Below are 12,064 nucleotides of genomic sequence, written 5' to 3' on the forward strand. Positions count from 1 at the left end.
TCGTATTGATGGCCTCGTTCCAACACCTGCGTGACAGTCTTCACAAAACCTTCCCCGTCCTGGCTGCAGCCTCAGCTGCGGTGGCGCTCGCATCCTGCACCGCCGCCCCGGCCCCGGTCCCGTCGCAGGCAGCTTCCACCCCCGCCGCACCTTCCGCGACACCGCGTACGACGCCGGCACCCCGCACGGCTTCCCCCTCACCTTCGCGCTTACCTGCGCCGTCGGCGAATCCTGCCCTGCGCCCGCTGGGGTGGGGCCCGCAGCAGCGGGACCAGGACGCCGCCGCCGCGGCCGTGGCGAAGATGTCGCCGGAACAGAAGGCGGGACAGGTCCTGCTTCCGTTCTTCACCGGCACGAACCCTGCCGCCCATGCCGCCGCCGTCGAACGCCTGCACCTTGCCGGGTCCATCATCATGGGTGACAACGTGCCGCTGGACCCACAGGGGAAGGTGGACCTCGCGGCCATGGGCGCCATCAACCAAAGGCTTGGGCAGGCGGCCACCGCGGACGGCAGGCCGTGGCCGGGGATGATCGGCGTTGACCAGGAGGGCGGCTTGGTGGCACGGCTCGGCGGGCCGCTGACGGAGTGGCCCGCGCCCATGAGCTTCGGCGCCGCAGGCAGCGGGCCCTTGGCGCGCGAGGCCGGGAAGGGGCTGGCAAGCGAGTTGGTGCCTTTGGGTTTCAACACGGACTTTGCCCCGGACACTGACGTGACCATCGGGCCGGCGGATCCCACTATCGGTGCCCGTTCCATGTCGGCGAACCCGGACGCGGCTGCGGCGCTCGGGGTGGCGTACTCGCAGGGCATGCTGGCCTCAGGTGTTCTTCCCGCCGTCAAGCATTTCCCCGGCCACGGCTCGGTGACCACGGATTCGCACCTGAACCTTCCCACACAGCCGGCAACGGTCGCGGAACTCAAAGCCCGCGACTGGAAGCCCTTCCGGGCCGCCATCGCCGCCGGTGCGCCGATGGTGATGACCGGCCATATCGCCGTGCCAGCGCTGGAACCCGGAGTGCCGGCGTCGCTCTCGGCGCCTACTTACGCGGCGCTGCGGGGACTCGGCTTCAAGGGTGTGGCCGTGACCGACGCCCTCAACATGGGGGCAGTGCACAAGAAGTACCCTGCCGGGTCCGCGGCGGTCATGGCCCTCACGGCGGGAGCTGACCTCCTGCTGATGCCCGCGGACGTCGGGCAGGCCCACGCTGCGATTGTCCACGCCGTGGCCACCGGCAGCCTGCCCGAGGCAAGGCTGGATGAAGCTGCCCAGCGCGTGGCAACCATGATGACCTGGCACGGCCGGGCAGCCGCGGGAACCGGCAAACCAACTGGGGCTGCGGCCGGCAGCGGCGCCCCTCTTTCCGCTAAGGTGTCCGCAGCCGCCGTCACTGTCCTTTCCGGCCACTGCAGCGGAGCCCTGGCGCCCGGCGGGGTCCGGGTGGCGGGCGGCAGCCCGGCGGACAGGGCCCGGTTCGCGGACGCCGCGGCGCGCCACGGCCTGACCCTCGGCTCCGGACCCCTGGTCAGCCTCATCCCGTACAACGGACGGCCTGCGGGGGGAGACATCGCCGTCGCCCTTGATGCGCCCTGGCCGCTGCAGCACTCCACCGCGCCGGTCAAGGTGGCCCTGTACGGCCGCACCCAGGGTGCCTTCGATGCCCTCGCCGCTGTCCTGGTTGGGAAGGCGCCAGCACCGGGAAAGCTGCCGGCCGCCGTCGGAAGCTACCCCACAGGAACCGGCTGCCCCTGATCCCAACTGACTGGCAGTAGTTGTCGTTTTGGGCGGTCCAAACGACAACACCTGCGAGCTAGTTGGGTGGGACCGGGTTAAATGGTGAGGTGCCCATTCTGAATAAAGACATGACCCTCTGCATCTCGCTCTCGGCCCGGCCCAGCAACAACGGGACCCGCTTCCACAACCACCTGTACGAGCAGCTGGAGCTGAACTGGATCTACAAGGCGTTCGCCCCCACCAACCTGGAACAGGCCATCGCCGGCGTGCGGGGCCTGGGGATCCGCGGGTGCGCCGTCTCCATGCCGTACAAGGAGGACGTCATCGCCCTCGTTGACGAGATGGACCCGTCGGCCAAGGCCATCGACTCTGTCAACACCATCGTGAACACGGACGGGCACCTGAAGGCCTACAACACCGACTACACGGCGATTGAACAGCTGCTGGCCTCCAACGCCGTGCCTACCAGCTACTCGGTGTTGGTCCAGGGGGCAGGAGGCATGGCCAAGGCCACCGTGGCCGCACTCCGGGATGCCGGGTTCACCAACGTCACGGTCCTCGCACGGAACGAAACCACCGGGCGGGCGCTCGCGGAACAGTACGGGTTCCAGTGGCGTCCGGCGCTCGACGGCGGAACGGCAGACCTGGTCATCAACGTCACGCCCCTCGGTATGGCCGGCGGACCCGGAGCGGACACCCTGGCCTTCCCGCAGGACACCATCGACGCCGCGCAGGTGGTGTTCGACGTGGTTGCCCTGCCTGCTGAAACCCCGCTTATCGCTGCCGCCCGGGCTGCCGGAAAGCCGGTCATCACCGGAGCGGAGGTGGCCACCATCCAGGCGCTGGAGCAGTTTGTGCTCTACACCGGTGTGCGGCCCAGCGCCGAGCAGGTGCGCGCCGCCGAGGAGTTCACGCGCGCCCAGTAGCGGATTCTTAGACGGGTTCCACCACGATGGCCACCCGGTCCTCACCGATGCGGGTCAGGACCAGGGTGGCCGTTTTGTTGCCACCCTTTTTTCCTGCGTTCTTTCCTCCTGCGTTTTTTCCTCCTGTGTTTTTCCCTCCCGGGAGGAGCTGTTTGCGGAGTTCCTCAGGGGTGACGGCGGTACCGCGCTTCTTGATGTCCAGCACCCCGATGCCTTCAGCCTTTACCCACGCCTTGAGCGCTTTGACGTTGTAGGGCACAACTTTCAGGACTTTGTAGGCCCGCGCGAAGGGAGTGTCCACCAGCTGCGGCGCGCAGATATAGGCGATGTGTTCATCCACCAGATGCCCGCCCAACTGCAGTGCGACATCGGCCACGAGTCCCGCGCGGATGACGGCGCCGTCGGGCTCGTACAGGTAACCCTCCACCCGACCCACGGGGGCGGCGGGACCGGCCCCGAAATCCTCCCCGCTGGTGAGCTCAGCCGCACCCTCTGGACCCAGGACCAGCGCAGCCCGGCGGACGCCCGGGCGCTGCACGGCGTTGAACCACAGCGCCACTTCGGTGACATCCCCGGCCACGGAAACCCACTGGGCCTCGCAGCCGGCCGGAACGGAGTCATGGGGCATCCCCGGCCCCATCTTCACACCGACCGCCCGGCCGGACGCAGCAAGGGACTGGACAAAGGACAGCGGCGGCGAAAAGGCCTCCGGGTCCCAGATGCGCTTGGTGCCGGACGTGGAGGTGACCCGCCGCGCAGGATCCAGCCAGACGCCGTCGATTCCGTCCAGCGGAACAGCGGTGGCATCTGCATGGACCACCGTCGCATTGGAAAAGGGGATGAGGTTCACAGTGGCGCAGGCGGCAGTGGTCTCGTCCATTTCCACTGCCGTCACGTTGATGTCCATCGACGCCAGCGCTAACGAGTCAGCGGCAAGGCCGCACCCCAGGTCAGCGACGTGGCTGATTCCGGCCTCTGCGAACCGCTGGGCGTGACGCGCGGCCACGTTGAGCCTGGTTGCCTGCTCCAGGCCTGCCTGGGTGAACAGCATGCTGCGGGCAAATTCCCCGAACTTCCCCTCGGCCTTGGTGCGGAGCCGGGACTGGGTCAGTACGGCGGAGACCAGGGCGGGGGAGTGGCCGGCCTTGCGCAGGGCTGAATTGAGCTCGAAGGACTTGTCCTCCTGGTAGGGGCCCAGAGACGCCAAAAGCTCCCAGCCCTCGGGGGTGAGCAACGGCGCGATCTGGTCCTGGGGAGCTTGAGGCATGCGTTCCAGCCTAGTGGAGGAGCGTCCGCCGGGATGCGGATAGTGTTGAAACCATGGAAGAGAGCGCAGGCCCCCGGCAGTCCGAAGAACCAACCAAGGACAGGGGCCCCGCCAGATTCGCCCGGCCGGCACTGATCGCCGGATCCCTGGTGGCGGTGGTGTGCATCGGGCTTTTGGTGGTCATCTTTTTCCTCGACACGTTCAACGCCACCGTCTACTCGGTGGGCGGCAACGACATCGCCGGCGACACCCAGGAAGCACGGGACATCCGCGGACTGTACGACGGCGCCCGGGCCGGCAGCATAGCCGTGCTGGTTTTCGCCCTGCTGACGGCAGCTGCCGCAGGCGTGGTTCTTTACCGGGCGCGGAAATCGGCGGCCGTCGGCGGCGACGGTGAAGACGACGTCGATTTCGACGAGCTTGGACGCTGAGGGGTCCTGCCCCCTGCACTGGTCAGCAGCACCCCGGAAATGACCAAGACCCCGCCAAGGACCTGCGGGACAGTGATGGGCTGGCCCAGGATCACGGTGATGATGGCGGTGAACACGGCAATGAGGTTCAGGTAGTTGCCGGCGTTGGCTGCGGTGGTGCGTTTGAGGGCCAGGTTCCAGAGCAGGTAGGAACCCAGCGAGGGGAACAGGGCGATGAACGCCAGGGACCAGCCCTCCGCTGGGGTTTCCGGCAGGCCGGCGCCCGAGACGAGCGCGAGCGGGCTGAGGGCCACAGCCGCCATGGCCACCTGGACCGCCGTGGAGGTGATGGCGGGAATGCTTAGCCGGCGGGCGAGGATGGTGTAGAGGCCCCAGACGGTGATGGCTCCCAGGATCAGCAGTTCGCCCTTGTTGATCGAGAATGTCAACAGGCGCTGCAGCTGGCCGCCGGTAAGCACCAGCAGGACGCCAAGGAGGCCCAGGCTGATCCCCACCCAGCTCAGCGGGCGCGGCCTGTCCCGGAGCAGGACCACGGCCAGCACCATAATCAGTGCCGGGTTTGCGGCCGTCACCAGGGAGGCGTTCAGGGCCGAGGTGTCCTGCAGGGCGCTGTAGAGCAGCAGGGTATACCCGCTCATGCCCAGGGCACTCAGGAGCAACAGGACCGGCCAGCGTCGCAGGACCGCCCGCCAGTCCGGCCGCTCGACGAAGTGGGCCAGCACCAGCAGCGGCACGGCAGCGAGGACCCAGCGCCAGAACGTCAGCTGGAGCGGCTCCATGGTCTGCATGGCCGCCTGGCCCACCACAAAATTTCCGGCCCAGAACAGGTTGGCAAGGATGAGGTAAACAGCAGCTCGCACCGGTCAAATGTACATCGCTGCAAGTGCTCTGATGACGAAACGCTGGCACTCGCCTTGACCGAGTGCTAACCCTTACATAGAGTCTTCATTAGCACTCTCCCTAGGAGGGTGCTAACACATGAAGAGCTGCCAGCCAGGCTGCTGCCGGCACCGCGACGACGGTTTGCCAGCCAGGGCGGAAAGCTTTCCAGTCCACGAATTTGCTGACGAAAAGGAGAGGTCCGAGTGTCGGTCTCTATTAAGCCTCTTGAGGATCGTATTGTTGTCCGCCCGCTCGAAGCCGAGCAGACCACGGCTTCCGGCCTGGTTATCCCGGACTCCGCGCAGGAGAAGCCCCAGGAAGGCGAAGTTGTTGCAGTAGGCCCCGGCCGCTTCGAAGACGGCAACCGCGTTCCTGTCGACGTAGCCGTGGGCGACGTCGTTATCTACTCCAAGTACGGCGGAACCGAAGTCAAGACCGGCGGCACCGAGTACCTCGTGCTGTCCGCCCGCGACGTCCTGGCGATCGTCGTAAAGTAACTCCCCGGATCCCCGTGCCGCTGGTCTTGCATTCTGCTGGTCAGCTGCGCGGGGTTCTGTCTTGAAAGGACAAAACCATGGCAAAGCAGCTTGCGTTTAATGACGCTGCACGCCGGTCTCTTGAAGCCGGCATCGATAAGCTCGCCAACACCGTCAAGGTGACGCTCGGCCCGCGCGGCCGCAACGTCGTCCTGGACAAGAAGTGGGGCGCGCCCACCATAACGAACGACGGCGTCACCATCGCCCGCGAAGTTGAGCTGGACGATCCGTACGAGAACCTTGGCGCGCAGTTGGCCAAGGAAGTTGCCACCAAGACCAACGACGTTGCCGGTGACGGCACCACCACCGCGACCGTCCTGGCCCAGGCCCTGGTCAAGGAAGGCCTGCGCAACGTAGCGGCAGGCGCCGCTCCCGGCCAGATCAAGCGCGGCATTGAGGTTTCCGTTGAAGCCGTTGCCGCACGCCTGCTGGAGAACGCCCGCCCCGTTGAAGGCACCCAGGTGGCCAACGTTGCAGCAATCTCCGCCCAGAGCGACGAGATCGGCGAGCTCCTCGCCGAGGCATTCGGCAAGGTGGGCAAGGATGGTGTGATCACCATCGAGGAGTCCTCCACCACCCAGACCGAACTGGTCCTCACCGAGGGCATGCAGTTCGACAAGGGCTACCTGTCCCCGTACTTCGTCACCGACGCGGAACGCCAGGAAGCAGTCCTCGAGGATGCCCTCATCCTGATCAACCAGGGCAAGATCTCCGCGGTGCAGGAATTCCTGCCGCTGCTGGAAAAGGCGCTGCAGAGCTCCAAGCCGCTGTTCATCATCGCTGAGGACATCGACGGCGAGGCCCTGTCCACGCTGATCGTCAACCGCATCCGCGGCACCCTGAACGTCGTCGCCGTCAAGGCCCCGGGCTTCGGCGACCGCCGCAAGGCCATGCTGCAGGACATCGCCACCCTCACCGGCGCACAGGTTGTGTCTCCGGAACTGGGCCTGAGCCTGGACACGGTTGGCCTTGAGGTGCTGGGCACCGCCCGCCGCATCACGGTCACAAAGGACAACACCACCATCGTTGACGGCGCAGGTTCGGCCGAGGACGTGGCAGCACGCGTTGCCCAGCTCCGTGCCGAGCTGACCCGCACCGACTCCGACTGGGACAAGGAAAAGCTGCAGGAACGCCTGGCCAAGCTGGCCGGCGGCATCGGCGTGATCAAGGTCGGCGCCGCCACCGAGGTTGAGCTGAAGGAAAAGAAGCACCGCATCGAAGATGCAGTGTCCTCCACCCGCGCTGCCCTCGAAGAAGGCATCGTGGCCGGCGGCGGTTCCGCGCTGATCCACGCACTGAAGGCCCTCGACGAGGACCCCGCCGTCAAGGCGCTCGAAGGCGACGCCGCCGCTGCTGTGGGCATCGTCCGCCGCGCGCTGGTCCAGCCGCTGCGCTGGATCGCCCAGAACGCCGGCTTTGATGGCTACGTTATCACCGCCAAGGTTGCCGAACTCGAAACCAACAACGGCTTCAACGCCAAGTCGGGCGAGTACGAAGACCTGATCGCCGCCGGTGTCATCGACCCCGTCAAGGTCACCCGCGCAGCCCTCCGCAACGCAGCCTCCATCGCTGCACTGGTTCTCACCACCGAGACCCTCGTTGTGGAGAAGCCTGCCGAGGAAGACGAGCACGCAGGCCACAGCCACTAGGGTGTAGCTCAACAAAAAACCGGTCCAGCATCCGCTGGGCCGGTTTTTTGGTGCCTAAGTGCCGGCCATCTCCTGCGTCTCAACATCGCCGGCACGCTCGTACACCAGCGACACCGCCCCCTTCGGAAAGCTGCGCGCCGGCTCCGCGAGGCGGAATGAGGCCGGGATAGTTCCGGCGTCGAACAGGCGCTTGCCCTGACCGAGGGTAACCGGATAAAGCCAAAGGTGGAGGCGGTCGATCACGTCTGCCGCCAGCAGTGAACGGATGAGGACCCCGCTGCCGAACATGTGCACCTGGCCGTACTCCTCGCGGAGCCGGCCCGCGGCCGTGGCATCCGGCAGGACCGTTGTGCCGGCCCAGCTTGGATCCGAAAGGCTGCCGGAGACGACGAACTTCGGCACCCGGTTGAGGGCTGTGCCGATGTCGCCGGACTGGTGCGGCCAGTAGGCAGCGAAGATGTCGTAGGTCTTCCGGCCCAGAAGCAGGGCGTCGATGCGGCTAATCTCTGCCTCGATGGCCGCCTCAGCCTCGTCGTCGGACACCGGCGCCTGCCAGCCACCAAAGGCGAAGCCGCCCGCGGTGTCCTCCTCGCGGCCGCCGGGTGCCTGATAGACGCCGTCGAGGGTAAGGAACAGGTTCGCGACGATGATACCCATGCGCCCATTGTGGAACTGCACTCAGGCGCTGTCCAGCCTCGGCGGCGTGCGTGGCAGACTGGTGCCATGCTGCTCGACGAGCTCGTGAAAACCGCGGATGCCGTTGCGTCCACCCGCTCCCGGCTCGCGAAGGTTGACGCGCTCGCAGACCTGCTGCGCCGGCTGGAGCCCGGGGAGATCGCGACGGCGGTCGGCCTGCTCACCGCCAGGCCGCGTCAGGGCCGGGTAGGAGTGGGCTGGCGCGGCATGTCAGCGGCCATGGGGGAACCTGCCGCTGGGCCGAGCCTCACCGTGGCCGCCCTCGACGCTGCGCTGGACCGGCTGCTCGTCCCCTCAGGTGCTGGGTCGGCAGCCGAACGCGCCGCGACCCTCAGATCGCTGACGGCGGCCGCCACGGAGCGCGAGCAAGCCTTCATCGCCGGCGTGCTGCTCGGCGAACTGCGCACCGGTGCGCTTGAAGGGGTGCTGACGGATGCCGTAGCCCGCGCCGCTGAGCGCCCCGTCGACGCCGTACGCCGCGCAGCGATGCTTTCCGGCGATCTCGGCGGGACCGCCATGCTGGCGATCACCGGCACCGCAGCCGAGCTCGACGCCGTCCGCCTCGTCGTCGGCCGTCCTGTGCAACCCATGCTCGCCTCAACCGCGGCCAGCGCCGGCGCGGCCCTGGAGACCACCGGGGAAGCATCGGTGGAATACAAGCTCGACGGCGCACGCATCCAGGTGCATCGCGCCGGCGACGACGTGCGCATCTACACCCGCACCCTGGCCGAGGTGACCCACCGCCTGCCCGAAGTGGTGGAGGTGGTGCGCGGACTGCCGGTGAGTGAGGTGATCCTCGACGGCGAGACCCTCGCCCTCGACGAGGACGGGGGCCCAAGGCCGTTCCAGGAGACCATGTCGCGGTTTGGGGCGGACGCCGCGCGCGATACGTTGCTGCATCCCTGGTTCTTCGATGTGCTCCACATCGACGGGCGCGACCTGCTCGACGAGCCGCTGGCCACCCGCATCGGCATGCTTGAGCGCATCGCCCCCGGGTACCGCATGCCGGGGGAGATCACCGCGGATCCCGCCGTTGCCGAGCGGGTGTCAGGGGATGCGCTCGCCGCGGGCCACGAGGGCGTGGTGGTGAAGGCGGTGGGGTCGACCTACGCGGCGGGCCGGCGTGGTTCGAATTGGATCAAGGTGAAGCCGGTACTCACCTATGACCTGGTGGTACTCGCCTGCGAGTGGGGGTCAGGCCGGCGTACCGGGCTGCTGTCCAACCTGCACCTCGGAGCACTGGACCCCACCGGAGAGTTCGGCGAACCCGGCGGCTACGTGATGGTGGGCAAGACCTTCAAGGGCCTCACCGACACCCTGCTGCGCTGGCAGACCGAGAGGTTCCAGGAGCTCGAGGTGCGGCGGACGGCGGGTACCGTCTGGGTGGAGCCCGTCACGGTGGTGGAAATCGCCATCGACGGCGTGCAGCAGTCTTCGCGCTATCCGGGCGGGATCGCGCTGCGGTTCGCACGCGTGAAGCGCTACCGCGACGACAAAACGGCTGCGGAAGCCGACACCATCCAGACGCTGCGTGCCCTGCTGCGTCAGTAGCCCGAGCCGGTCTCCGCCGGGCGTAACACCGGCGTCGGTGCAGGCCGCGACTCGCGGTACCTTGCAGGGAAAATACCCCAAATGGGTAGAATTGATATTTTGCCCATGCGACCATGAGGTTTTTTGTGTCGATAGCGAGAACAGAGGCTGCAGCCGGAATGCTCCCCGGAGCCGATGCCAAGGCCCGGAAACCGACCTTCCGGCCCGAGGTGCAGGGGCTCCGCGCCCTCGCCGTGCTGATGGTGGTCGCCTACCATGTGTGGCTGGGCCGGGTGTCCGGCGGCGTGGACATCTTCCTGCTGATTTCGGCGTTCCTGCTCACGCTTTCCTTTGTCCGGAAAGCAGAAACAGGGCGTCCCTTCGGGCTCCTGGCGCACTGGCTGCATCTGTTCAAGCGGCTGCTGCCGGCCGCCGTCGTGGTCATTCTTGGCGTCCTTGCCGGGACGCGGCTGATCCTGCCGCAGAGCCGCTGGCCGGAGGTGCTGGACCAGGCGTGGGCGTCGTTGCTCTACAGCCAGAACTGGCTGCTCGCGGAGACGGCCGTTGACTACTACGCCCAGGACCATGCCGGAGCCAGCCCGCTCCAGCATTTCTGGTCGCTCTCCATCCAGGGCCAGGTGTTCATCCTGTGGCCAGTGATCTTCGCCGGCAGCGCTGCACTGTTGGCGCTGCTCCGCCGCGTCCCCGCACTCAGCAGAGTGAACTACAGGGGAGTGCTGGCGCTGGTCTTCGGTGCGGTCTTCGCCTTCTCCCTCGCCTACTCCGTGGAGCAGACCGCAACCAACCAGGCGTACGCCTACTTCGACACCAGGGCCCGGCTCTGGGAGTTCGCGCTGGGGTCCCTCCTGGCCCTGGCGCTGCCTTACCTCAAACCTGCCAGGGCGCTGCGGGTAGTACTGGGCTGGGCAGGACTGGCCGCCATGGTTTCCTGCGGCCTGCTGCTGACCGTGGACAGGTCCTTTCCCGGGTACGTCGCGCTGTGGCCCACCCTCGCGGCGGCGGCAATCATCGTCGCGGGACAAACCGGCAGCCGCTGCGGCGTTGACCGGTTCCTGAGCAGCAAGCCGCTGGTGGCGCTCGGCGACAATTCCTATGCGCTGTACCTGTGGCACTGGCCCGTCCTGGTGCTCGCGCTCGCAGCCACCGGCGTGGAGGCACCAAACCTGTCCCAGGGACTGGGAATCGTCGGCGCAGCGGTGGTGCTCGCCGTCCTCACCACGCGTTTCGTGGAAAAGCCGCTCCGCGACTGGCACTGGCCCAAACGCCGGGCCTGGCGCACTGCCGTCGTTATCGTTGCCTGCGGCACCGTCCTCGCCGGTCCCGTCGCCGTCTGGCAGACCACCCTCACTGCAGAGGAAAGCGCGACGGCGGCTCAGCCCCGGGAGCTCACGCCAGGGGCGGCGGCGCTCACCCCGAAGAACGCCCCCGTGCCGGTTCCTGACGCCAAAATCATTCCGGGGCCGGCCGCGCTGGACCACGACTGGGCCGGTATCCATGCCCCCTGCACCGGTGCCAACGCCACCAGCAACCCCATCCTTGAGGGATGCCGGCAGGAGGTCCCTGAAGGGGAAACCACCAAACGCATTGTGGTCCTGGGCGACTCGCACTCGCAGCAGTACCTGGGTGCGCTGGCTCCCATTGCGGCTGAACGAGGCTGGGAACTGGTGACCCTCTTGATGCCGGCGTGCCGCTTTGGGGCCGAGGCGGCGGAAAGGACCGCGGAGTGCAACGCCTACAACCAGGCCAGCGCTGCCTACGTCCTGGAACATCAGCCCGACGCAGTGTTCACGGTGGCGTCACTGACCCATGAGGAAGCCCCTTTCGAGACCGAAGTCCCGGGCTACCTTGAGGGTGTCCGGCCGTTTGCGGACGCCGGGATCGAGATCATTGGCATCCGGGACAACCCCCGCTTCACGTTCAACATGCCCGAGTGCATCCAGCGGAACGGCCCGGACGCGCCGGAGTGCAGCGTGTCCCTTGAAAAGTCGCTGGTAAACCCCTCGCCGCTGGACAGCTATGCGGGCAAGGTTCAGGGGCTGCACCTGATGGATCTGAGTGACTTCATCTGTGCGCGCGGAGTCTGCCCCGGTGTGGTGGGGAATGTGTACGTCTACAAGGACGACAACCACCTCACGCGCACCTATGTGGAAAGCATGATCCCCATGTTCGAGCGGCGCCTCCTCGCCGCTACGGGCTGGAACTGACGGCGCAGCTGCCCGGGCGCACGCCCGCAGGGTTCCCCGGCCGTGGAGCCGCTCCGGCGAGGGTCCTGCCTGAGCTTGCGAGGGCTGGGAGCCGGAGCGGACTTGCGAGGTGAGGGTGCGGGTGGGGAGCGTGCGGTTGCTCACATTGCCTGCATGGAATAGGGGGATTGGCCCCGAGGTTCTAATATTTAC

10 protein-coding genes are annotated in these 12,064 nt (G+C 67.1%); 7 read left to right on the forward strand and 3 right to left on the reverse strand.

Annotated elements, in window-relative coordinates; all coding sequences use genetic code 11:
- Positions 1-302 precede the first annotated feature (302 nt).
- Both QFZ70_RS05215 and QFZ70_RS05220 read left to right on the forward strand, forming a co-directional pair.
- The gene (locus tag QFZ70_RS05215) at positions 303-1,748 is read left to right on the forward strand and encodes a glycoside hydrolase family 3 N-terminal domain-containing protein (RefSeq protein WP_373461667.1); all 1,446 of its coding nucleotides are present in this window, start codon (positions 303-305) and stop codon (positions 1,746-1,748) included.
- Between the two features lie 89 nt (positions 1,749-1,837).
- Positions 1,838-2,656, forward strand: a complete 819-nt coding sequence (locus tag QFZ70_RS05220; RefSeq protein WP_307094393.1) for a shikimate 5-dehydrogenase — start codon at positions 1,838-1,840, stop codon at positions 2,654-2,656.
- Between the two features lie 7 nt (positions 2,657-2,663).
- Here QFZ70_RS05220 and QFZ70_RS05225 read toward each other — a convergent pair whose 3' ends face one another.
- Positions 2,664-3,923 (reverse strand): class I SAM-dependent methyltransferase, encoded by a 1,260-nt coding sequence (locus QFZ70_RS05225; RefSeq protein ID WP_307094394.1) that lies wholly within the window; start codon positions 3,921-3,923, stop codon positions 2,664-2,666.
- A gap of 53 nt (positions 3,924-3,976) precedes the next feature.
- Between QFZ70_RS05225 and QFZ70_RS05230 the strand changes: the two genes are divergently transcribed.
- The gene (locus QFZ70_RS05230; protein ID WP_307094395.1) at positions 3,977-4,354 is read left to right on the forward strand and encodes a hypothetical protein; all 378 of its coding nucleotides are present in this window, start codon (positions 3,977-3,979) and stop codon (positions 4,352-4,354) included.
- Here the strand turns inward: QFZ70_RS05230 and QFZ70_RS05235 are convergent.
- Positions 4,279-5,214: a DMT family transporter gene (locus QFZ70_RS05235; protein ID WP_307094396.1), complete on the reverse strand. Its 936-nt coding sequence runs from the start codon at positions 5,212-5,214 to the stop codon at positions 4,279-4,281. The two genes, QFZ70_RS05230 and QFZ70_RS05235, sit on opposite strands and share 76 nt — an antisense overlap.
- Before the next feature lie 225 nt (positions 5,215-5,439).
- Between QFZ70_RS05235 and groES the strand changes: the two genes are divergently transcribed.
- Both groES and groL read left to right on the forward strand, forming a co-directional pair.
- Complete coding sequence (gene groES, locus QFZ70_RS05240; RefSeq protein WP_003805290.1) at positions 5,440-5,733, forward strand: co-chaperone GroES; 294 nt, start codon at positions 5,440-5,442, stop codon at positions 5,731-5,733.
- Between the two features lie 77 nt (positions 5,734-5,810).
- On the forward strand, positions 5,811-7,421 hold the full coding sequence (groL, locus tag QFZ70_RS05245) for a chaperonin GroEL (protein ID WP_104042481.1): 1,611 nt from the start codon (positions 5,811-5,813) through the stop codon (positions 7,419-7,421).
- A gap of 54 nt (positions 7,422-7,475) precedes the next feature.
- On the opposite strand, the gene QFZ70_RS05250 is transcribed toward groL, so the two are convergent.
- The gene (locus QFZ70_RS05250; protein ID WP_307094397.1) at positions 7,476-8,078 is read right to left on the reverse strand and encodes a dihydrofolate reductase family protein; all 603 of its coding nucleotides are present in this window, start codon (positions 8,076-8,078) and stop codon (positions 7,476-7,478) included.
- Between the two features lie 66 nt (positions 8,079-8,144).
- On the opposite strand from QFZ70_RS05250, the gene QFZ70_RS05255 reads away from it, so the two are divergent.
- Both QFZ70_RS05255 and QFZ70_RS05260 read left to right on the forward strand, forming a co-directional pair.
- Positions 8,145-9,668: an ATP-dependent DNA ligase gene (locus QFZ70_RS05255; RefSeq protein ID WP_307094398.1), complete on the forward strand. Its 1,524-nt coding sequence runs from the start codon at positions 8,145-8,147 to the stop codon at positions 9,666-9,668.
- Positions 9,669-9,826: 158 nt separating this feature from the next.
- Positions 9,827-11,872 (forward strand): acyltransferase family protein, encoded by a 2,046-nt coding sequence (locus QFZ70_RS05260; protein WP_307097800.1) that lies wholly within the window; start codon positions 9,827-9,829, stop codon positions 11,870-11,872.
- The last annotated feature ends 192 nt before the right edge of the window (positions 11,873-12,064 follow it).

The sequence above is a fragment of the Arthrobacter sp. V1I9 genome, assembly GCF_030817075.1.
GTDB lineage: Bacteria > Actinomycetota > Actinomycetes > Actinomycetales > Micrococcaceae > Arthrobacter.

Coding starts and splice junctions, on each gene's coding strand:
- QFZ70_RS05215 (WP_373461667.1), top strand. CDS start 303: ATGTCGCCGGAACAGAAGGCGGGACAGGTCCTGCTTCCGTTCTTCACC.
- QFZ70_RS05225 (WP_307094394.1), bottom strand. CDS start 3,923: ATGCCTCAAGCTCCCCAGGACCAGATCGCGCCGTTGCTCACCCCCGAG.
- QFZ70_RS05230 (WP_307094395.1), top strand. CDS start 3,977: ATGGAAGAGAGCGCAGGCCCCCGGCAGTCCGAAGAACCAACCAAGGAC.
- groL (WP_104042481.1), top strand. CDS start 5,811: ATGGCAAAGCAGCTTGCGTTTAATGACGCTGCACGCCGGTCTCTTGAA.
- QFZ70_RS05250 (WP_307094397.1), bottom strand. CDS start 8,078: ATGGGTATCATCGTCGCGAACCTGTTCCTTACCCTCGACGGCGTCTAT.
- QFZ70_RS05255 (WP_307094398.1), top strand. CDS start 8,145: ATGCTGCTCGACGAGCTCGTGAAAACCGCGGATGCCGTTGCGTCCACC.
- QFZ70_RS05260 (WP_307097800.1), top strand. CDS start 9,827: ATGCTCCCCGGAGCCGATGCCAAGGCCCGGAAACCGACCTTCCGGCCC.